General features: G+C 58.6%; 21 protein-coding genes and 1 tRNA gene. 9 read left to right on the top strand and 13 right to left on the bottom strand.

The window, feature by feature from the left end:
* On the bottom strand, nucleotides 1-1,158 hold the full coding sequence (locus J2S31_RS00110) for a 4Fe-4S dicluster domain-containing protein (protein ID WP_237097010.1): 1,158 nt from the start codon (nucleotides 1,156-1,158) through the stop codon (nucleotides 1-3).
* Between the two features lie 282 nt (nucleotides 1,159-1,440).
* On the opposite strand from J2S31_RS00110, the gene J2S31_RS00105 reads away from it, so the two are divergent.
* From J2S31_RS00105 to J2S31_RS00065, 9 genes are all read left to right on the top strand, one after another.
* Nucleotides 1,441-1,512: transfer RNA gene (locus tag J2S31_RS00105), tRNA-Val, on the top strand.
* Between the two features lie 88 nt (nucleotides 1,513-1,600).
* On the top strand, nucleotides 1,601-3,370 hold the full coding sequence (gene thrS, locus J2S31_RS00100) for a threonine--tRNA ligase (RefSeq protein ID WP_237097009.1): 1,770 nt from the start codon (nucleotides 1,601-1,603) through the stop codon (nucleotides 3,368-3,370).
* A gap of 38 nt (nucleotides 3,371-3,408) precedes the next feature.
* A complete protein-coding gene (gene infC / locus J2S31_RS00095; RefSeq protein WP_336886601.1) occupies nucleotides 3,409-3,960 on the top strand; it encodes a translation initiation factor IF-3 in 552 nt (183 codons plus the stop codon).
* Nucleotides 3,961-4,008: 48 nt separating this feature from the next.
* Nucleotides 4,009-4,203 (top strand): 50S ribosomal protein L35, encoded by a 195-nt coding sequence (gene rpmI, locus J2S31_RS00090; protein ID WP_237097007.1) that lies wholly within the window; start codon nucleotides 4,009-4,011, stop codon nucleotides 4,201-4,203.
* A gap of 33 nt (nucleotides 4,204-4,236) precedes the next feature.
* The gene (rplT, locus tag J2S31_RS00085) at nucleotides 4,237-4,593 is read left to right on the top strand and encodes a 50S ribosomal protein L20 (RefSeq protein ID WP_237097006.1); all 357 of its coding nucleotides are present in this window, start codon (nucleotides 4,237-4,239) and stop codon (nucleotides 4,591-4,593) included.
* Nucleotides 4,594-4,751: 158 nt separating this feature from the next.
* The gene (gene pheS, locus J2S31_RS00080) at nucleotides 4,752-5,759 is read left to right on the top strand and encodes a phenylalanine--tRNA ligase subunit alpha (protein ID WP_237097005.1); all 1,008 of its coding nucleotides are present in this window, start codon (nucleotides 4,752-4,754) and stop codon (nucleotides 5,757-5,759) included.
* 47 nt (nucleotides 5,760-5,806) lie between these two features.
* Entirely contained in the window at nucleotides 5,807-6,784 is a 978-nt protein-coding gene (locus tag J2S31_RS00075; RefSeq protein ID WP_237097004.1) for a multiheme c-type cytochrome, read from the top strand.
* Between the two features lie 80 nt (nucleotides 6,785-6,864).
* A complete protein-coding gene (locus J2S31_RS00070) occupies nucleotides 6,865-7,728 on the top strand; it encodes a cytochrome c (RefSeq protein WP_237097003.1) in 864 nt (287 codons plus the stop codon).
* A 19-nt stretch (nucleotides 7,729-7,747) separates the two neighbouring features.
* Nucleotides 7,748-8,821, top strand: coding sequence for a PA0069 family radical SAM protein (locus tag J2S31_RS00065; protein WP_237097002.1), 1,074 nt, complete (start codon nucleotides 7,748-7,750; stop codon nucleotides 8,819-8,821).
* 32 nt (nucleotides 8,822-8,853) lie between these two features.
* On the opposite strand, the gene J2S31_RS00060 is transcribed toward J2S31_RS00065, so the two are convergent.
* From J2S31_RS00060 to J2S31_RS00005, 12 genes are all read right to left on the bottom strand, one after another.
* Nucleotides 8,854-9,342, bottom strand: coding sequence for a ferritin-like domain-containing protein (locus J2S31_RS00060; protein ID WP_237097001.1), 489 nt, complete (start codon nucleotides 9,340-9,342; stop codon nucleotides 8,854-8,856).
* A gap of 190 nt (nucleotides 9,343-9,532) precedes the next feature.
* Nucleotides 9,533-10,342 carry an enoyl-ACP reductase FabI gene (locus J2S31_RS00055; protein ID WP_237097000.1) on the bottom strand — a complete coding sequence of 270 codons (810 nt, stop codon included), beginning with the start codon at nucleotides 10,340-10,342 and terminating at the stop codon, nucleotides 9,533-9,535.
* Nucleotides 10,339-10,767 (bottom strand): 3-hydroxyacyl-ACP dehydratase FabZ, encoded by a 429-nt coding sequence (gene fabZ / locus J2S31_RS00050; RefSeq protein WP_237096999.1) that lies wholly within the window; start codon nucleotides 10,765-10,767, stop codon nucleotides 10,339-10,341. Before fabZ ends, J2S31_RS00055 begins: the two co-directional genes overlap by 4 nt.
* Nucleotides 10,768-10,825: 58 nt before the next feature.
* On the bottom strand, nucleotides 10,826-11,569 hold the full coding sequence (gene fabG / locus J2S31_RS00045) for a 3-oxoacyl-ACP reductase FabG (RefSeq protein WP_237096998.1): 744 nt from the start codon (nucleotides 11,567-11,569) through the stop codon (nucleotides 10,826-10,828).
* A 70-nt stretch (nucleotides 11,570-11,639) separates the two neighbouring features.
* The gene (locus J2S31_RS00040; RefSeq protein WP_237096997.1) at nucleotides 11,640-13,082 is read right to left on the bottom strand and encodes a phytoene desaturase family protein; all 1,443 of its coding nucleotides are present in this window, start codon (nucleotides 13,080-13,082) and stop codon (nucleotides 11,640-11,642) included.
* Entirely contained in the window at nucleotides 13,082-14,491 is a 1,410-nt protein-coding gene (locus J2S31_RS00035; RefSeq protein WP_237096996.1) for a phytoene desaturase family protein, read from the bottom strand. Before J2S31_RS00035 ends, J2S31_RS00040 begins: the two co-directional genes overlap by 1 nt.
* Nucleotides 14,492-14,589: 98 nt before the next feature.
* A complete protein-coding gene (locus tag J2S31_RS00030; RefSeq protein WP_005007223.1) occupies nucleotides 14,590-14,853 on the bottom strand; it encodes an acyl carrier protein in 264 nt (87 codons plus the stop codon).
* A 55-nt stretch (nucleotides 14,854-14,908) separates the two neighbouring features.
* Entirely contained in the window at nucleotides 14,909-16,153 is a 1,245-nt protein-coding gene (locus J2S31_RS14670) for a beta-ketoacyl-[acyl-carrier-protein] synthase family protein (RefSeq protein ID WP_237096995.1), read from the bottom strand.
* Nucleotides 16,154-16,346: 193 nt separating this feature from the next.
* Nucleotides 16,347-16,955 carry a restriction endonuclease gene (locus tag J2S31_RS00020; RefSeq protein WP_237096994.1) on the bottom strand — a complete coding sequence of 203 codons (609 nt, stop codon included), beginning with the start codon at nucleotides 16,953-16,955 and terminating at the stop codon, nucleotides 16,347-16,349.
* A gap of 267 nt (nucleotides 16,956-17,222) precedes the next feature.
* Entirely contained in the window at nucleotides 17,223-17,675 is a 453-nt protein-coding gene (locus J2S31_RS00015) for a DUF488 domain-containing protein (RefSeq protein WP_237096993.1), read from the bottom strand.
* A 226-nt stretch (nucleotides 17,676-17,901) separates the two neighbouring features.
* Entirely contained in the window at nucleotides 17,902-18,723 is an 822-nt protein-coding gene (locus J2S31_RS00010; RefSeq protein ID WP_237096992.1) for a menaquinone biosynthesis protein, read from the bottom strand.
* A 209-nt stretch (nucleotides 18,724-18,932) separates the two neighbouring features.
* A partial coding sequence (locus tag J2S31_RS00005) for a sodium-translocating pyrophosphatase (protein WP_237096991.1) occupies nucleotides 18,933-20,792 on the bottom strand: 1,860 nt, incomplete at its 5' end.

The following is a 20,792-nucleotide window of genomic DNA, read 5'->3' as shown; positions in this document are numbered from 1 at the left end:
TCATGACGGATCTTCCTCCTTCCTGTTTGGAGCGGGGGGCGCTTCCCGGATTGCCGCCACTTCTTCCGTGATGTCGATGCCCACCGGGCACCAGGTGATGCACCGCCCGCATCCGACGCATCCGCTGGACTCGAACTGGTCATGCCAGGTGGACAGTTTGTGCGTCATCCACTGCCGGTACCGCGACATGGTGGAATGGCGCACGTTGCCGCCGTGGATGTATGAAAAATCCAGAGTGAAACACGAATCCCAACTGCGCCAGCGCTCGGCGTGGTCGCCGGTGAGATCGGTGACGTTTTCCACGCTGGAGCAGAAACAGGTCGGGCACGCCATGGTGCAGTTGGCGCAGGCCAGGCACCGGTTGGCGACTATGTTCCAGCGTGGATGTTCGTAATTGTTCTGCAAAAGATCGCGCAGGTCGCCGCTCTGCATGGCACGGCCCATCTGCTGGACGGCGCTATCGCGGGCCTGCGCGGCCTGAGCCGTGTCCGCGGCTTTCGCTTTTTTAACCGAAACTTTGGAGAGCATGCGCGCCCCGGCGGGACTGCCCACTTCCACCACGAAGTGCGAGGTGGTTTTGCCGATGATCTCGGTGAGCGCCAGGTCGAACCCCGATTCCGCTTTCGGGCCGGAGTTCATCGATGCGCAAAAGCAGGTGTTGCCCGCCTGCGTGCATTGCGCGGCGATGATGAACACGCGTTCGCGGTGCGCCTTGTAGATGGGATCGACGTGCGGGCCTTCCAGGAACACCTTGTCCTGAATGCGGATGGCGTGCAGTTCGCAGGCGCGCACGCCGAGGAAGGCGTAACGCGGCGCGTCGTCCTCGCAGGGGGTGATGTCCATGCCCCGGCCGTTGCGGTCGGCAGACCACAATTTATGGCGCGGGGGGAACAGGAACTGTTTCCAGGAATGGGGGCTGAGGATGTAACCGAACAGCGCGGCGTCATCGCGCTTCTTCAGGCGATAGGTGCCGCCTTCCTGCTCGTCGGTCCAGCCTTCGGGCAGGTCAGCCACCGACCGCACTTCGTCGTACACCACCGCCTGGTCGCGGAGGGTGGGTCCCATGACCCGGTAGCGGGCGCGGCGCAGAGCCTGCAGAAGGGCGTCGAGTCCCCTGCGGTCCAGCAAAACCTGTTCGCCAACCTGTGTCTCCGCCATAACCCGTGCCTTTCGCATAGTGGGTCGGATAACTGTAGTTTACTGCATTTGGGGGTAGCGGCCAAAATCAATGGGGGGGGGAACAGGATGAATTCAGAGTTGGGCCCACGGACCATCGTCCGCCCCACAACATGGGGAGGAAACGGTTTGTATTTGAAACGGGCCCTCAGGCCATCGCCGTGACCACCGGGCAGTAGCCAACTTCCTCCGGGCGAGGCCCGGATTGGGCTTGACAAAAGCGGGAATAAAAATAGAATAAGTTCAAGCAAACTAGGTGATTACAGGCACGTAGCTCAGGGGTAGAGTACTTGCTTGACATGCAAGGGGTCGGCGGTTCGAAACCGCCCGTGCCTATTTTCTCAATATCCTGGATCCCTCAAGGTCTTTTTAAGCAAAAAAGGGCATCATGCGCGGATCGTCCCATGATGCCTTTTTACGTCTAATGAACGAACAAACCCAGAACAACCCCCTGCAAACGGACTTCGATCTCGACACCATCCGCCACAGTTGCGCCCACCTGATGGCGCAGGCGGTGAAGGAATTGTTTCCGGAGACGCAGGTCACCATCGGGCCGGTCATCGAGGACGGGTTTTATTACGATTTTTACCGCGACACCCCGTTCGTTCCCGAGGACCTGAAAAAGATCGAAAAGCGCATGAAGGAGCTCGCCAAGAAGGGTCTCGACATCAAGCGCCAGGAGATGCCGCGCGACGAGGCGGTGAAATTCTTCAAAAACCTGGGCGAGGATTTCAAAGTCGAGATCATCGAGTCGATCGACCAGGCCGATGCCATTTCCGCTTACACGCAGGGGGAGTTCACGGACCTGTGCCGCGGCCCGCACGTGGACAACACCAAGCGGCTGAAGGCATTCAAACTGCTGTCCACCTCCGCCGCCTACTGGCGCGGCGACGAGCGCAACCCGGTTCTGCAACGCATCTACGGCACCGCGTGGCGCAACAAGGACGAACTCAAGGAATACCTCGACCGCCTGGAAGAAGCCAAGCGGCGCGACCACCGCAAGCTGGGCAAGGAGCTCGACCTGTTTTCCATGTCGGAGGACGTCGGCCCCGGTCTCATCCTGTGGCATCCGAAAGGATCGCGCATCCGCTACATCGTCGAGGAGTTCTGGCGGCAGGAGCATTACAAAAACGGCTACGAGCTCGTTTACACGCCGCATACGGCGAAGTCCGATTTGTGGCAGACCAGCGGGCATTTCGATTTTTACAAAGAGAACATGTTTGCGCCGATGGATGTCGAGAACAAGGAGTACATCCTGAAGCCGATGAACTGCCCGTTTCACATCCAGATTTACAAGTCGCACCTGCGCAGTTACCGCGACCTGCCCCTGCGCTGGGCGGAGCTGGGCACGGTGTACCGCTACGAGCGGTCGGGCGTCATGCACGGTCTTCTGCGCGTGCGCGGCTTCACGCAGGACGACGCGCACCTGTTCTGCGCGCGCAACCAGATCGAGTCCGAGATCGAGCGCGTGCTGGAGTTCGTGCTCTACATTCTGCGCTCGTTCGGTTTCGACCAGTACAAGGTGTTCCTCAGCACGCGGCCGGAGAAATCGGTGGGTTCCGACGACGACTGGGCCACCGCCACCAGCGCCCTGCAGAAAGCGCTCGACAAATCCGGCCTCGACTACGAGGAGGACCCGGGCGAAGGCGTGTTTTACGGCCCGAAAATCGACATCAAGATCAAGGACAGCCTCGGCCGGTTCTGGCAGGTGTCCACCATCCAGGTCGATTTCAACCTGCCGCACCGTTTTGAGATGTCATACGTTGCCGAGGACGGCAAGTACCACCAGCCGATCATGATCCACCGCGCGCTGATGGGGTCCATCGAGCGCTTTTTCGGATGTCTGATCGAGCATTACGCGGGTGCATTTCCCTTGTGGTTGGCCCCGGTGCAGGTGGCGTTGCTGCCCATCACCGACAACCAGAATGCCTATGCCGAACAAGTGGCGGCGAAACTGGAAGAAAGCGGAATCCGCGTGGAAAAAGACTTGCGAAATGAAAAGATTGGGTTCAAGATAAGGGAGGCCCAATTGGCCAAAACCCCCTATATGTTGGTTTTAGGCGACAAGGAAGTGCAATCCGGGCAGGTGGCCGTCCGCAAGCGGCGCTCTCAGGATACCCACACCCTGTCATTGGATGATTTCTTGAAACAGTTGAAGCACGAGATCGACACTAAGGCGATTGATGTGCTTTGAAGCGTTTTGCGATTTGAATTTGAAAAGGAGATTTTTGTATTAATAAAAAACAGCGTATCAACAACATGATCCGTGTCAAGGAAGTCACGGTGATTGGCGCCGACGGCGAACAGTTGGGAACGTTCCCCACGCACGAGGCCCTGTCGATGGCGCAGGAAAACGACCTCGACCTGGTGGAAGTCGCTCCGCACGCCAACCCGCCCGTTTGCCGGATCATGGATTACGGCAAGTACAAGTACAAGCAGAGCAAGCGGGCGCACGAGGCGAAGAAAAACCAAAGGGTCATTCACGTCAAGGAAGTCAAGTTCCGGCCGAATACCGACCAGCACGATTTCAATTTCAAGATCAAGCACGCACAGCGTTTTCTTGAAGCCGGGGACAAAGCCAAGATCGTCATCTTTTTCAAGGGACGGGAAATCGTTCACCGCGAAAACGGAGAGAAGCTTCTGCAGCGCATCTCCGAGACGCTGGAGGACCTTGCCGATATCGAACAGAGTTCGAAACAGGAAGGCCGCACCTTGACGATGATCCTCGTGCCTAAAAAGAAAAAAGAAGTTTCGATGAAAAAGGAAGATGCGGCCGAAGCCTGAGCGCCGGACCGTGACAGGAATAGAGTTAAGGAAAACGGAGTCAGCACAATGCCGAAGATGAAAACGAACAAGAGCGCTGCGAAGCGGTTCCGCAAAACCGGTACGGGCAAGATCCGCAGAAACGCCGCGTTCACGAGCCACATTCTGACCAGCAAAAGCACTAAACGAAAACGCAACCTGCGCCGCAGCCGCACCCTCACCAGTGGCGATGCGAAGCGTATCAAAGCCCTGTTGCCTTATTGAGCGACCCGGGAGAACACCAGGAGAATCTGAATCATGCCAAGAGCCGTAAACGGAACTGTATCCCGTAATCGCCGCAAAAAAGTATTGAAGCTGGCCAAAGGTTTCCGCAGTGTGCGTAGCACCGCGTACCGCAAGGCCCGCGAGGCGGTGGAGAAGTCGCTCAGCTACGCCTACCGCGACCGCCGCACCCGCAAACGCGATTTCCGCCGCCTGTGGATTGCGCGCATCAACGCCGCCGCCCGTGCCGAAGGTCTGACCTACAGCCAGTTCATGCATGGCCTGAAAAAAGCCAACATCGATCTGGATCGCAAGGTGCTGTCCGACATGGCGATCCACAACGAAAAATCGTTCAAAGCCCTGCTCGAAACCGCCCGCTCGAACCTCAACTGAACGCTCCTCTACGAGGAGGAGAGCCGGCCTGGCCAACAGCAGGCATTGCAGGCTAAAATCCGAGGGCGGCCATAGATTGTCTCCTCCCCTTTTCAAGGGGAGGGTTAGGCGGGGTTATCCATGATCTCTCCTCTCCTTTGTCTCCTCCTTGAATAACCATGATCGATCAGATTGACAATCACCGCCGGGAATTCGAACAAGCCCTGGCGTCTGCCTCCACTCCCGACGCTCTCAAGGACCTGCGCACGCGCTATCTTGGCAAAAAGGGTCACGTCACCGTCATCTTAAAAGACCTGCGCAGCCTGCCGCCGGAAGAAAAACGCGCCGTCGGCAAGCATATCAACGATCTCAAAACCCACGTCGAAGAACGCATCCAGGAAAAGACCGGCGAACTGGAACAGTCCGGCGCCGGCAAAAAAACAGGCACGTTCGACACCACCCTGCCCGGCCGCCGCGAGCCCGTCGGCACCATCCATCCCGTAACGCAGGTGCTGGAAGAGATCACGAAGGTCTTCGTCAGCCTTGGTTTCGATGTGGCGGAAGGGCCGGAGATCGAGTCCGACTACTACAACTTCGAAGCGCTCAATATCCCGAAAGATCACCCCGCGCGCGACATGCAGGACACGTTCTACATCGGCGACCGCGTTCTGCGCACGCACACCTCGCCCGTGCAGATCCATGTCATGGAAAAGCAGAAGCCGCCGGTACGCATCATCGCTCCCGGCAAGGTGTACCGTTGCGACTCCGACATCTCGCACACGCCGATGTTCCACCAGATCGAGGGGCTGATGGTGGATGAGGGCGTGTCGTTCAGCGATCTCAAGGGCGTCATGAACCTGTTCGTGCACAAGGTATTCGGGCCCGGCACCGGTGTGCGCTTCCGTCCCAGCTTTTTCCCGTTCACCTGCCCCAGTGCGGAAGTGGACATTCAGTGCGTCATCTGCGGCGGCGATGGGTGCCGCGTGTGCTCGCAGACCGGTTGGCTGGAGATCCTCGGGTGCGGCATGGTGGACCCGGCGGTGTTCGGCTTCGTCGATTACGATCCGGAAAAATGGACGGGCTTCGCCTTCGGACTCGGCATGGAGCGCATCGCCATGCTCAAATACGGCATCAACGACATCCGCCTGTTCTTCGAAAACGACCTGCGGTTCCTGCAACAGTTCTAACCGGAACTGTTTTCCCTCTCCATCCCTTCACTTAAAGGGAGCGTTCGATGGACCGTTACCGCCTGCTCCGCTGGGCTCTGGCCGCCGGCGCTCTGGGTTTCGCCGCACTGTGCTCGGTGTACTTCGTCGTCAACATCATCCCCGGCCTCATTCCCGATGCACTCATCCAGAAAGTGCGCGAACCGGACCTGTTGAAGTATCCGCAAGCCAAGCGATGCGCCGACTGCCACAAGGACATTTTCGAGGCGTGGAAGAAAAGCCGTCACTCGGTGGCGTGGGTGAGCGAGGGTTACGTCAAGGCTTCGGAAAACCACACCAAGGAAAAATGCCTGAACTGCCACGTCCCGACCACGGTGTTTCCCGGAGAAAAACCGCAACCGCGCCTCAAGCACCGCGACGACGGCATCTACTGCGTGCCCTGTCATGTGAAGGACGACGCCATGCACGGGCCGTACGACATCCTGTCGCCGCCGCACCCGACGCAACAGGACGACGCTTATCGTACTGCAAAATTCTGTTCATCCTGCCACGAAAAAACCTACAAACAGTGGCAGGCGACGGGATCGGAAAAGACCTGCCAGTCCTGCCACATGCAACGCAAACTGGCGCGGTTGACGCAAAGTTTCCCGAAAAGCCTTCTGCACGCGAAGCGCGAAGTCGCCGACCACAGTTTCCCAAAACGTGAAATCACCGAGGTGGACATCGCGGTCACGGGCTCGTTCGGCAAGCGCGCGTTCGAGCTGGAGCTGACCAACCTCAACGTGCCGCACTGGGTGCCGACGGCGGACAACGGCGATCCGCGCATGTACCTGTACACTACCTTTTTTGATAAAGCGGGGAAGGTCCTCGACGAGTACAAGGAAATCCTCGCGCCGCAACAGGAAACCGCCTTGCCCTACAAAAAACCCGTGCAATATCGCTACCTGGCAGGAAGCAACGCGCACCGCGCCGAGCTTCTCATCCAGTACACGCCCGCCTGGTCCAAAGAAAAAATCGACGTGAAACGCGTGCATTTCTCCAGATAAGCCCTTGCGCCTGGCCCGTCCGGGTTCGGTATAATGGAAATCTTAACCGTTTCCACGATCACCCGAAACAGGGAGGCTGTATGATCCATACTTTCCGATTTTCCGCTTTTGTTTTGTTTGCTCTGCTGTTGTGGGCGGCAACACCCGTTCTTGCCAAAGACCTGGTGGTGAAACCCCCGCCGGATTCCCTCAAAAAACTGTATCCGCCTCAGTCCGAGGAACCGAAATGGATTCAGCAGATGCACGCCCTGTCCGGCAATTTTGGTGGTGTGTTCACCAACATGGGTGAAGGTGACTGGGAAAACGCGGAAGCGCGCGCCGCCGATTTCGTGAAAGCGTACGAGGAAACATCGAAGCTGGTACCGGAATGGGAAGAGTATTTCGATCTGAAAGCGGCAAGCAATTTTGCCGAAACGGTGAAGACCCACGATCCGAAAAAAATCGGTGAAGCCTCCGGCGGAGTTGCCAAGACCTGCGGCAAATGCCACGCCGACAACTACGTCTCCGTATGGGCGCATTTCCACTGGCCAAGCGTGGAAAATATCAAAATCGTGGACCCGGTTTCGGAGGAGGAACTGGGGTACGGCAAGTACATGCACAAGATCTCCGGATCGTTCAACGCCGTCACCACCAACTTCAAGGAGGGGCAGTATGACCGCTCCGCCAAAGCGATGCGTGGATTCAAACAACGGTTCATGGAGTTGAAATCGACCTGCTCGAAATGTCACACCACCGACGCGGTGAAACAGTTCTTTGTCGGCGACGAGGTCAACAAGGCCTTCGATGACATGCGCGACACGTTACTGCAGGACAAACCGAATCCCGGCGAGTTCTGGAAAAACGTCGGCATCATCGGCAAGGAAGGCTGCAAGAAGTGCCACCTCACCCACCGCGCCTGGGCGATGATCCAGGAATACTGGGAAGAGGGAACGCACAAGCATTGATGAGGCGTAACGGAATGGGATGAAGCCAACACATGGATCGTCGGCGAAACAGGCAACGGGCCGGGGGGCGGGGAGCAATCCCGCCAACCGGTTCAAGCCGCTTGACCGCTCCACGGCCGAGGATTGGCTGGATGATCCCCAGGGTCCGGGCCGGGACACGGAGTTCTGGCAGGACGTCTCGAAGTCCATCCTGTCGTCAAACGACAGCCCGGACATTCCCTTCGATTACAGCCTGAACCCCTACCGCGGGTGCGAGCACGGATGCATCTATTGTTATGCGCGGCCGACGCACGAATATTTCGAGTTGTCGGCGGGAATCGATTTCGAAAGCAAGATCCTCGTCAAACCCAACGCACCGGAACTTTTCAGGCAGGCGCTGGCACGAAAAAGCTGGACGCCGCAGGCCATTGCCATTTCCGGCGTCACCGACGCGTACCAGCCTGTCGAGCGCAAGCTCGGTTTGACGCGCGCCTGCTTGCAGGTCGCGCTCGATTTCCGCAACCCCGTCGCCATCATCACCAAAAATCACCTCGTGACGCGCGACGTCGACGTGCTGTCGCAACTCACAGCGTTCGATTGCGCCGCCGTGTACCTGTCGATCACCACGCTCGATGCGGACCTCGCGCGCAAACTGGAACCGCGCGCCTCGACGCCGGAGAACCGGCTCGATGCGATCCGTGCGTTGAACGAGGCGGGCGTTCCCGTTGGCGTGCTCACCGCGCCGGTCATTCCCGGTCTCACCGATCATGAAATCCCCGCCTTATTGAAAGCGGCGAAAGAAGCGGGTGCGCGGTTTGCGGGCTACCAGGTCCTGCGCCTGCCGTATGGCTTGAAAGACCTGTTCCGGGAATGGCTGGAAACGCACGTGCCGACGCAGGCGGGAAAAGTTTTAAACCGCATCCGCGAGGTGCGCGGCGGGGAATTGAATGAAACGCGCTTCGGCGCACGCATGAAAGGGGAAGGCGTGTACGCGGAGCAGATCAAACAAATGTTCCAACTCGCGCGCAAACAGGTGGGGTTTTCGGCAGGCGGACCGCGTCTTTGCACCGATCACTTCCGCGATCCCACCGACCGGCAGAAAAAGCTGTTTTAGAAAAATGGAACCGATTCGACACCGGCGTCGGCTCAGCCAAACTTTTCCTCCCAGTGATCAAGCAGGGCCTGAATGAAGTCGCGATGCGATTTCTCTTCGCTTTCCAACTCGATCAAAACCGATTTGGTTTCCACATCGTCACAACTGGCCCGCATGAGTCCATAAAACTCAACGGCCAGCACTTCGCATTTCAGACAAACCTCCAGCCCCTGACGGATATCCGGTGAGGGGTGCATGCGTTCCAGCATTTTATCAATCAGGGGAAACAAATCCTTTTGAATCTTTGTGTCGATCAACTGACGCAGTTGCTTGCTGTCATTCCAGCCGCAATGCCGGCTTTCCTTTGTGCCCAGCATCTCTTCAAAATGTTTTTCATGATGAGCTTCATCCCGGGCCATCAGCAACAGATAATTCTTCACCACCGGGTCTTCAATGTGTGCGGCGAGGCCGCGGTACAACTCCTGCACCTTCTCTTCCATTTCAGTTGAAACTTCAAGGAGTTCCTCGCTTGCGATTTCCATGGCTCCTCCCGCCTCACGATTTTTATGAAAGGTGTCTTTATCTAATATAGAACCCGGGCTGGAAATGGAAACCCCCGGAAGGCATTTTGAACCCGGGAAATCCGGGGCTTTTGAATAAGGGATGGATTTGTTTAAAAAGGAGGGAGTGGCCGGACAGAGGGAAGGGGTTTTGCTGGAGTGGGGAGTCCGGTTAATCGGGGTCCGGGCGCTGGGCGCGGCGGACGATGTCCTTATCGAAGTAGTTGATGCTCATACCGGCGTCGAGCACGATGCCCTGCGCGTTGATGCCGCCCGACCGCTCGCTAAGCAGAAACACGGCGGCGTTCGCCACTTCCTGCGTCTGCAATGCCTTTTTGCGCAGCGTCAACTGCTCGGCGTGCATGTAGGAGTCGAGGTATCCCGGTATGCCCGCCGAAGCGGAAGTCTTGAGCAATCCTGCGTTCACCGAATTGAACCGCACCCGGCTGAACTGGCTGAACGATTTGGCGAGGAAGGCGAGGGAGGAATCGAGCGCGGCCTTGGCGGGTCCCATGTAACCGTAGTTCTCCGCCGCCATGCGCGTGGTGGAGATGCCCACCGCCACCACCGATGCGTCTTTGGCGAACAAATCCTTGAACGCGTTCGACAGGCGGATGAGCGAGTAGCAGGAGATGTCCACGCACTGCAGAAAATCACGTTTGGAGGTTTCGTGAAACGGTTTGAGTCCGTCGGCGAAATTGGCGAAGGCGATGGAATGCACGAGGCCGTGCAGGGTGTCGGTGGTTTTGGAAACCTCGTCGCGCAGGTGGTCGATCTGCGCTTCGTCCTCCACGTCGCAGACGAACATCGGCGCCGGGTCGAGCAGTTTTTTGACGCTGGCCTTGCGGGCTTCCGAGCGCACGCTATAGAGCACCTTCGCGCCCTCCTGTTCCAGCGTTTTGCCTATATGGTAGGCGACGCTTTTTTTGTTGGCGACGCCGGTGACGAGGATGTTCTTGCCTTCGAGGTTGAGGAAGCTCACCGTTGTTCCTCCATCAGCATGGCGGTGAACTCGACCGACACCGCAGTCTTGCCGTTCACTTCCGCCTTGCCTTTCATGTAATGCGCCGGGCCGACGCTCTCGCCGTACTCGACGTGGATGTCGAGCACGCTGTCGGGATAGACGGGTTGTTTGAACTTCACGTTCTGGATGCGCGTCAACACCGGCACCTTGCCTTCCTCCGTGCCCAGTTTTTTTGCCATCAACAGCGCCCCCGCCTGAAACACGCATTCACAGATGAGCACGCCCGGCATGATGGGGAAGTCCGGGTAATGGCCTTTGAAGAACGGCTCGTCCGCGTTTATGGTTTTGCGCGTATGGATGCGTTCGGCGGTCTGCTCGACGATCTCATCGACGAACAAGAACGGCGGCCGGTGCGGGATGGTGTTTAAAATGTCGTCATCCATAAACAGGCTCATTCATCTTAAGCAGTGGGCCATGCCCTCTCCAACGTAGCCTGGCCGGTTACAATCCACCCGTCACTTCCAGCACGGCGCCGGTGATGTAGGCCGCGTCGCGGCTGGCGAGGAACAGCACGCAATACGCGACGTCCTCCACCGTGCCGAAGCGTTTCAGCGGCACCTGCTCGAGGTACTGCTGTTTCTGGTCGTCCGGCAGGTCGGCGATGAAATCGGTGTCGATGAACCCCGGCGACACGCAGTTGACGGTGATCTTGCGGCTGGCCACTTCTTTCGACAACGATTTGGTGAAGGCCACCTGTCCGGCCTTGGTGGCGGCGTAATTGGCCTGCCCGGCGAAGCCGAACTTGCCAATGGGCGAAGTGATGTTGATGATGCGGCCGTAGCGCTTGCGCGACAGGTTCTGCACCGCGAGCTTGCTCATGGTGAAGGTGCCGGTGAGGTTGGTGTCCACCACGTCGCGCCAGTCTTCTTCCGTCATCATGCCGACGATGGCGTCGCGGCGGATGCCGGAATTGTTGACCAGCACGTGAAACGTGCCGAGCGTTTCCGTTACATGTTTATAAAACGCTTCAACCTTTTCCAGGTTGGTGACGTCGCACTGCCGGACGTGCAGGCGGTCGCCCGCATCGGCGTTGTCTTTCTGGAACTGCTCGGCGGCGTCCTGGTTGGACAGGTAGGTGGCGACGACGGTCGCACCCGCTTTCAGGAAGGCCTCGGCGATGCCGCGGCCGATACCGCGGGTGCCGCCGGTCACGATCACCGTCTGGTCTGTGAAGTCGAATTGCATGGAGTTGGTTGGAGTGGAGGTGCGCTGGTTCCGCGCCGTGTCTGCCGGTGGTCTGCCGGACGTCCGGCGGTCAGACGTTGACCGGTTCCAGTTTCGCCTTGCGGAGGGACAACACGAACTTGTCCACCTCGTTGGCGACGATGACGCCGTAGTTGGCGGCGCCCAGCCAGCCGGACATGATGATGCCCACCGATCCCGCATGGAACAGCCCGGCGATCTGGTTGGGCAGTTCGCGGCTGACTTTCAATCCCTCGAACTTGGTGCCGAACGACACGCCGCCGGGATGCGTGGTGTAGCGCTTGAACGTTTTCGGCGTGGACGCTTCCACATGGTCGATCTTCTCGCGCACGCCGGGCACGTAACGCTCCAAAGCCTCCAGTGTGCGTTCGATCAATTCCTCTTTTTTCGCCAGGTATTCCTCTTCACTCAGGTACGCCCAGTCCTTGTAGCGGGCGTTGGTGGAGGCGACGATGGAATACTGGTTGTGGCCGGGACGGATCTCCGGATAGTAGAACGAAAACGTGCGGCTGGTGGTGTGGAAGTCGAGCAGTTCCTCGGAATCGAATTCCTCTTTCTGCGAGGTGAACAGCAGGTCGCCGACGTTGTCGATCTTCTCGCCCTTTTTGATGCCTATGTACACCTGGCAACTGCTGTCGTTGAGGCGCACGTCGCGCACTTCCTTGATGAACTCTTTCGAAAAATGTTCCTCACCGGTCAGCTTTTCGATGGTGTTCAGGATATTGCTGTTGGAAAGCACCGCCTTGGCGGGAATCTCGCGTCCGTTCACGCGCACGCCGGTCACCTGCTGATCTTCCACCAGCACCTTTTCGACCAGGCAGTGGGTGCGGATGTCCACGCCGTTTTTGAGCAGTTCCTTTTTCATCTTGCGGATCAGTTCGTTGGTGCCGCCCTGAAAAGTATAGACGCCCTTGTCCATGAAGTTGGAGAACACGATGCCGTAGGTGATAGCCGGGTCGTCCAAAGTGGAGCCGTTGGCGTAGGTGATCGGTTCCATCAGCAGGCGATGCACGTCACTGCGGCCGGGAAAAAACTTCTCGAACAGCTCGCGCGTGGTCATCTTCACGTCGTCATAAAAATTCATCGCCCGCACGGTTTCGAAAAACTCGTCGATGGTTTCCTTGAGGATGCCGAAACGTTCGCGCATGAGATTGGTGAAGTCTTCTTTATCGAACGTGGTGCCGAAGGCGAACTGGGGATTGTCGAAACGGATATTGCGCAGGCGGATGATGGAGTCGGCGATTTCCTTCGACCAGTATTTTCTGCAGGTCTTGATCATGCCGATGGGGAAGCCGTGGAGGGAGATGTCCATGATGTGGCCGCCCTTGCGTTTAAACCAGGTGGCGAGGCCGCCCAGATTGTAGTGGTGTTCCAGCACCAGCACGCGGTGCCCGAACCGGGCCAGCATGTTGGCGGCGGTGAGACCCGCCAGGCCGCTTCCGATAATGACCGTATCGTAGGCCGACTTCACCCCTTTCAACCAGTCCTTTGCCATCAAATTCTCCCGTATTCCGGTTTGTTTTCGGCCTGCAATACGTGCAGATTGGCCATGGAAATGCCGCTCAAAGTCGCGCCAATGATACCCAAAAAACCCTGATCTGTCCCGCAAATAAAGACGTTGCGGATGGGCGTGCGCCCGTCCTTGATCTTGTGGGGGGCACCGTACACCGCCCCGTTGAGGTGCCCGGTGTATTTGCAGATGGTCTTGGGTGTAAACGCGTCCGTGAACGTAACATTATGCCGGAAATCGGGGAAAAATTGAAGGATTTCCTCAATCGCCCGCTCGCGCCATGCTTTCTTGGCGGCGCGGTAGTCGGCACGGACCATGCCGTTCCACATGCCGTAATTGGCCTGGTTGGTGAGCCTCAGCATGCCTTCGCCGGGCTGGGGGTAATCGAAATTGTTGGGGGCACACAGCACGCCGCTGGTCACGTCCACCGCCGCCTCCGGCACGCGGTATTCAAATCGCGGGCGGGTGGAGAAGAACACGATGCTCTTGTCGTAACCCAGGTCTTTCGGCTGGCGGTCGAGCACGAACAGGCACTCCATGAACGACATCCGGCCTTCCTCGCACTTGGCCTCCTCCACCGGGCAGGGCCGGCACAGGCGAAGCGTCTCGATGTAGCCCGCCGAGGAAATCACCTTGTCCGCCAGCACCGTCTCGCCGTTTTCAAGTTCCACAGATTGCAGAACACCCTCCGGCGCGTGAATGGCCTTGACGCCCGCGCCCATGCGCAATTCGCCGCCCAGGGTTTTGTACTTGTCCACCAGCAGGTTCAGGATGTACGGCATACCGCCCTGCGGTTTGGCGAAGCCTTCCATGAACACGGATTTGAACATGATGACGAACTGGTAGAAATCCATGTCGCCCTCGCTGGCGCTGCCATAGTACATGAGCGGGCAGAACAGCATGTCGATGAGGACGGGATCGGAGAGGCATTCCTGCACCACGGCGCGGGCCGGGGTGAAGCGGCTGTTGTTGAGGTTGAGTTCGTCGTAGTCGCGGATTTTGGCGACGAGGCGGCGGAAGCCGTCGATCTGCGCCGGGAAGGCGCGCGCGACTTCCTCTTCCAGCACGGAAAAGTCGTTGGTGAAACGGAGCGCGTGTCCGGGGAAGCGGATCTCGGACTGGTGTTGCGGGCAGAGGCGAAAATCCTCGTGGCGGAAGCGCAACTGCTTGAGCAGTTTGCTGAGCGGCGCGTTGCGCGCGCCCTTCGGCACGTAGTTGGTCATGGCGTGCAGGCCGACGTCGAACGTCCTGTTTTTACGCACGTAAAAGCTGTTGAGGCCGCCCACCTCCACGTGCTTCTCGACGATCAGCACCTTCTTGTTGAACATCGCCAACCGGATGCCCGCGGCGAGGCCGGAGAGGCCGGAGCCGATTATGAGCGCATCGTACACCATGCCGTATTGTTAAGGATTTGGGCTTAAAAAACAAGAAAATCCCGGCCCCAAACGGGGTTGCGGGACAATGGGTTTGGTGCGGATGGATGCAGGCGGTGTCAGGTTACCAGGTGCCGGTCTTTGAGACGCGGAAACAGGTATTCGACACAGCTTTTCATCGTGACCAGCTGGGGGTAATCGGCTTCCGGTACCTCGAGGTTGAAGCGCTTGCGCAATTCCATGACGATGTCCAGAAAGTCCATCGAATCGAGATCGAACTGGTCGCGGAGCTTCTCCTCGTCCTGGACGGTACTCAGGTCCTCGTCCGGAGCGATTTCAGCAATGATATTCAGGATGGCGGTACGTACTTCCTCTTTCGTCATCTAACCTCTCTCCTCCAGTGTTCGATGGTAGGCGATGAGCCCCCAAATTTCAATCCTATTTTTGGTATTTTCGGACGATCAGCACCGAGTTGATGCCGAACATGCCGAAGCTGTTATTGACGATGATTTCGACCTTTTCCAGCCGTTCCGGCTGGTTGGCCACAAGCTTCAAAGGGGCCAGATCGCACTCCGGGTCCACCTCGTCGATGTTGATGGTGGGGTGGACCAGACCGTCGTCGAACGCGGGCAGGTTGCCGGTGAGTTCCAGCGCCCCCGCCGCGCCCATGGTGTGGCCGATATAACTCTTTGTATTATTGATTCGTACCTTCGAGCCAGCGGGAAACACCGTGCGCAGGGCCTTGGCCTCCTGAATGTCGCCCAACTGCGTCGCCGTGGCGTGGGTGTTGAGGATGTCGACATCTCCCGGCTCCAGCCCGGCCTTTTTCAGCGCCGCCTGCATGCACTCCGCCTGGCGGCCCGGCTCGGGCAGGATGTAGTCGTAGGCGTCCGAGTTGCTGTGGTAGCCGACGATCTCGCCGTAGATCTTGGCGCCGCGCTGTTCGGCGTCCGTCAGCCGCTCCAGCGTGTACAGGCACCCGCCCTCGGAGCAGACGATGCCGTTGCGGCTTTTGTCGAAGGGGCGGCTGGCTTTCGTGGGATCGGCGTGCGTGGCGAGCGCGCCCTCCGCCTTGAAGCTGGCGAAGATGCCGAAGGTGTGGATGCTCTCGGAGACGCCCCCGGCGATCGCCAGGTCCACCTCGCGCAGACGCAACATCTGCACGCCCTGGATGATGCCCAGGTTGCCCGCGGCGCAGGCGGCGCCGATGGCGTAGTGCGGGCCGGTGATGCCCATGTTCAGCGTCACCTCGCCCGCCGGGTTGTTGGCGACGGTGCGCGGGTTGTGGTGGTGCGACCAGTACTTGGTGTCGTAATTGTACTGGCTGATGTTGTACACCTCGTTTTCCGTCTCCACGTTGCCGTGCTCCGTGGTGCCGGTATAGACGCCGATCCGGCTTTTGTCGAGCGCAGTGAAGTCGATGCCGGAGTCGATGATCGCCTCATTGGCGCAATAGACGGCGATGGACCCGGCGCGGGTGCCGCGGCGGACTTCTTTTTTCTTCTGGTAGCGGAGTTCGTCGAAGTTGCAGACGCCGGCCAGCACCTCGCCCATGAAGCGGGTCTGGAACTTCTGCACGCCGGAGCGCCCCTCCAGCAGGTTCTGGCGGAACTCCGGCAGGGAGTTGCCGTTGGGGGCGGTCAGGCCGATTCCTGTGATGACAATCCGATCCTCGCGGCGCACTGAATATCCCACAAAGGTTGTGTGTTAGATGAAGGTCAAACGGCGACAGTCCCGGCAGGACGAAACGGGTCGAAGCTGGCTAAATGGAACTTCTTTCGGAACTGGTCAATGTACCACAAAACAAAGACTTTGGGAAGAGGGAAATGACCGGGAATCCGGTTATGGAAATGAAATGATGTTCGTTGGAAGGGATTTAGAATCTGTAACTTTCATTAAGCTCAATCTCGTGGATTTGTGCGGCCCTTCTGGCTTCCGGAGAAAAACGGGCGGTTGTGTAAAAAGCACCCCGGACCTGTTCCTCCGGGTTGTCCCATCGATATTTATCGATGGCCCCATGAAATTGGTTGATATGTTTTTCATAGATGATCTTGTGTGACTTCCAAAATTTGCATTGGATCAAAACGGTCGTCCCATCCCGTTTCGCGATCAAATCGATGCCGCCGTCATTGATGCCTTTCTCAATGCCAGCGTAGTAAACCTTCCAATCTTTTTTCTCTAAAAAGTTTCCAACTGCCAGCTCGAGCTTTTCGCCAAAGCGGTGGCGTTCCATCCTCGAGACGACCGGCTCAGATGAAGAGGACTCCATATCTTCATCCTCGAATTCATCACTTTCCCCTTCTTCGGGATCATTCTCTTTGTTTTCGTATTCGTAGAGTTCACGTTTGTCATTGGTCCGTCCGAAAAACAATAATCCTAAAGTTTGGACTAACAAAAACACTGCCAAAAACCCTCCTCCAACTATTAACACGAGGGAGGTAGGACCGAAGTTTTCCAAAATGTCAAATAATGCCTTCACTTCCATTACAAAGGAAGACCTCGAACGGATCGCTGATCGGTTTATGGGCGGTGTCCACTCTTGGATGAACACGAAATGAAAATACGGATCGTATTACTATATTCTATTTACCCAATAAATATGAGAAATTTTAGGCTATAGGCCCTCGCCTTGGAACAATATCTGGTGATAGAAGTCCACTTTTTCTACGCCTCACTTGAGCCGAATAGGAAGATTATTCGGCTCAAAGTATGGCTTTAAAGTGAGCCGAATGGCGGTGCGGGCTGGGCTGGCCTACAAATCCTCGACTTCGATGGGGGTGGGGCAGGTTTGGGTGAGGTACTGGGTGAGGAAGGAGCGGTGGCAGTCGGGGGCTTTGTCCTCGGAACACAGAAAGCACGCGCCGTCGAGGTCTTTCGGATCGAGCGCCTTTTCCACTTTCCGTTTCTTCACGAGTTGAAGATACTTCTTCTTAAAATTCTCCACGCCCTTCTTTTCTTTGCGGTACTCGTCGATGAGCGCCTGCGTCGGTGCCAGGTCGGGGCGGTGTTCGTAGCCGATGCCGCCGATCTTCTTTAAAAAGAACGGCAGGTCCTGCTTCTTGGCGAAGCCGGCGATCTGCGACTCGTTGTTCAGCCGCACGTCGATGATCTTCTTCACGCCCGCCTTCTTCAGCCGCGCGAAAAAATCCTCCGCGCTCTTCTTGGTGAAGCCGATGGTGTACAGCCGGATGGGTTTGGATTTCATGGCTCCTCTTCGAGGAGGGGAAACGGGCTGATGCTCACAGGGCGAACGATGGTCTTACAGCGCGTTTCAAGCATCAACTCCATCTCCGGTTCCACATACGTTGAACCACCGATGCACACAGATTAACACACAGCTCATCACGGGGTGTATCCAGCGGAATCCTACACGGCGGTCCGGGTGGGGTTCGGCGAAAACCGAAGGGAAACAAGAAGGGATATGATTTCCTTCAGCCCGTGCGGGGTGCGGCCCACTGCAACTCCGGGCGCGCGCTCAGAATCTTTTTCTGGAAACACAGGTCGCGGAACAAGGTGAGCCCCGCCATCTCCTCCTCGCCCAGAGTGTAAATGATCTTGTTTTCCAGGTAATCCCGCACCACGCTTGCATCGAGTCCGGTTTTCTCCACCTGATTGCGAACGATCGCGTCCATCGAAGCGCGGCCCCGATTGGGCGCGTCGGCAATGGCTTTCAGCATTTCCGGGGTGAGCGCCGCTTCCCGCCGCACCGCCACCACGGCGTGAACGAAAGCGCGTCCGGTTTGCTCCCACCAGCGCTGGCTGAGGTCGATCACCGTCCATCCTGCGTTGTGGGCGCGGGCGGAGAAGCCCTGGTCGCCGATCACCAGCGCCGCGTCGCAGGTGCGCATCATGTGTGCCAGGTCCGGGTGGGTGCGCGAGTACTGCACCTCCGGCGGAAACACCTCTTCAAACAAAATGCGCAAAAGTGTCGCCGAGGTGCGCGAGCGTTCGTCCAGCGCCACCGTGCGCACCGATTCCGCCTCCCCGCGCAGGACGAGCAGCACCGTGTCCACGGCGCCGCGTGAGGCGATGCACGCGCCGGGAACGAGGCGGTACTCGGCGGCATGGCTGAGGTACTCGATCGACGGGATCATGGCGAGATCGAGTTCGCCGGCGTGCAGGCGGTCCGCCAGGCGGGCCGGCACGTCCTTCACCATCTCAAAGTCCGCTTCGTGCGCGGTCGTTTCCAGCGGCACGAGCAGGGGTTGTGCGTTCAGGAAATCGTGGAATCCGAATTTCAATGTGGCAGGCATGACTTTGTGGGATAGAAAGGCACGGTTAAACCAAACCGGGTCAAGAAGCGAACGGCGGAGGGTTCCCACCAAATCTTACTACAAACCAGTGTGCGCCCGGCGACCCTCGCAGTTACCATTGAGCAGTAGCCCTCTGCTTCGGACGAGGTCCGAAAAAAAACCGGGATGGGCGAACCCATCCCGGTTTGAAGTCGAACAATGAAAGCGCCTCAGATGAACAGGGGCGCGAGCACCAGCGAGACGATGGACATCAGCTTGATGAGGATGTTCATCGCCGGGCCGGAAGTGTCTTTCAGCGGATCGCCGACGGTGTCGCCGACGACGGTCGCCTTGTGCGCGTCGGAGCCCTTGCCGCCCAGGTTGCCGCTTTCGACGTACTTCTTGGCGTTGTCCCAGGCGCCGCCGCTGTTGGCCATGTAGAGCGCCAGGAGAACGCCGGAGAGGGTCGCGCCGACCAGCATGCCGCCCAGCGCTTCCGCGCCGAGCAGGCCGCCGATGAGAAGCGGCATGACGATGGCGGTGACGCCCGGCGGAATCATTTCCTTGAGCGCCGCCTTGGTGCTGATGTCGATACAGCGGGCGTTGTCCGGTTTGCCGGTGCCTTCCATCAGGCCCGGAATCTCGCGGAACTGGCGGCGGATTTCCTCCACCATGGTGAAGGCGCCGCGGCCGACGGAGGTCATGGTCATCGCCGCTACGAGGAACGGAATGACGCCGCCGATGAGCACGCCGATGACGACGGTGGTTTCGGTGATGTTGATCATGGTCAGCCCCGCCGCCTGCGTGTACGCGGTGAACAAGGCGAGAGCCGTCAATGCCGCCGAACCGATGGCGAAGCCTTTGCCAATGGCGGCGGTGGTGTTGCCCAAAGCGTCGAGACCGTCGGTGATCTTGCGGGTCTCTTCACCCAGTCCGGCCATTTCCGAGATGCCGCCCGCGTTGTCCGCAACCGGACCGTACGCGTCCACCGACATGGTGATGCCCACCGTGGCCAGCATGCCGACCGCGGCGAGGGCGACGCCGTAGAGTCCCGCCGCTTTCGCGGAGACGAAGATGGCGATGGCGATGGTGATGATCGGAGCCACACAGCTTTCCATGGCGATGGCCATGCCGGTGATCATGACGGTGGCGACGCCGGTGGCGCTGGCCTCGGCGATCTTCACGACCGGTTTGCCCGCCGTGTAGTATTCGGTGATGAGGCCGATGGCCACACCCGCCAGACAGCCGAACGCAAGCGCGACGAACACGCCGGTCGGCAGGCCCATGACCTTGATGACGATGAGCGCAACCAACAGCATCGCGCCCGCACTGACGAACGTGGAGTAGCGCAGAACGTCCGCCGGATCCAGGCTGGTCATGGCGCGGATGGAGCGGATGCCGATGATGGAGGCGATCAGGCCGACCATCGCAATGATGACCGGAAGCGCCATGTACTCGAACTTCATGACCGTCATGCTGGTGGCGATGGCGATGGTGGCGATCATGGAGCTGACGTAGGATTCGAAGATGTCGGAACCGAGGCCCGCCACGTCGCCCACGTTGTCGCCGACGTTGTCGGCGATGACGCCGGGGTTGCGCGGGTCGTCTTCCGGAATGCCGGCTTCGACCTTACCGACGAGGTCGGAACCGACATCGGCGATTTTGGTGTAGATGCCGCCGCCGACACGGGCGAACAGGGCGATGGAACTGGCGCCCATGGCGAAACCGCTGATGACGCTGGCCGCTTCGCCGCGCGCGAACAGCGCGAACAGGCCGCCCACGCCGAGCAGCCCCAGGCTGGCCACACACAGGCCCATGACCGCGCCGCCGTTGAACGCGATGTCCAGCGCCTTGGACTGGCCGGATTCATTGGCCGCCGCCGCAGTGCGCACGTTGGCGGTGGTGGCGGCGTTCATGCCGAAGTAACCGGCGGCCATGGAACACGCCGCGCCGATGAGGTAGGCGATGGCCGTGCCGAGGCCGATCCAGAATCCCTGCTGGGAGCCAATGACAAAGGTGAGAACGAGGAACACACCACCGACAAAGTACGCGAGGATTTTGTATTCTCGGCCCAGGAATACCATCGCTCC

The sequence above is a fragment of the Nitrospina gracilis Nb-211 genome (genome assembly GCF_021845525.1).
Classification (GTDB): domain Bacteria; phylum Nitrospinota; class Nitrospinia; order Nitrospinales; family Nitrospinaceae; genus Nitrospina; species Nitrospina gracilis_A.
The sequence above is the reverse complement of the archived record's forward strand: the minus strand, read 5'-3'. Positions and strand labels throughout refer to the sequence as shown.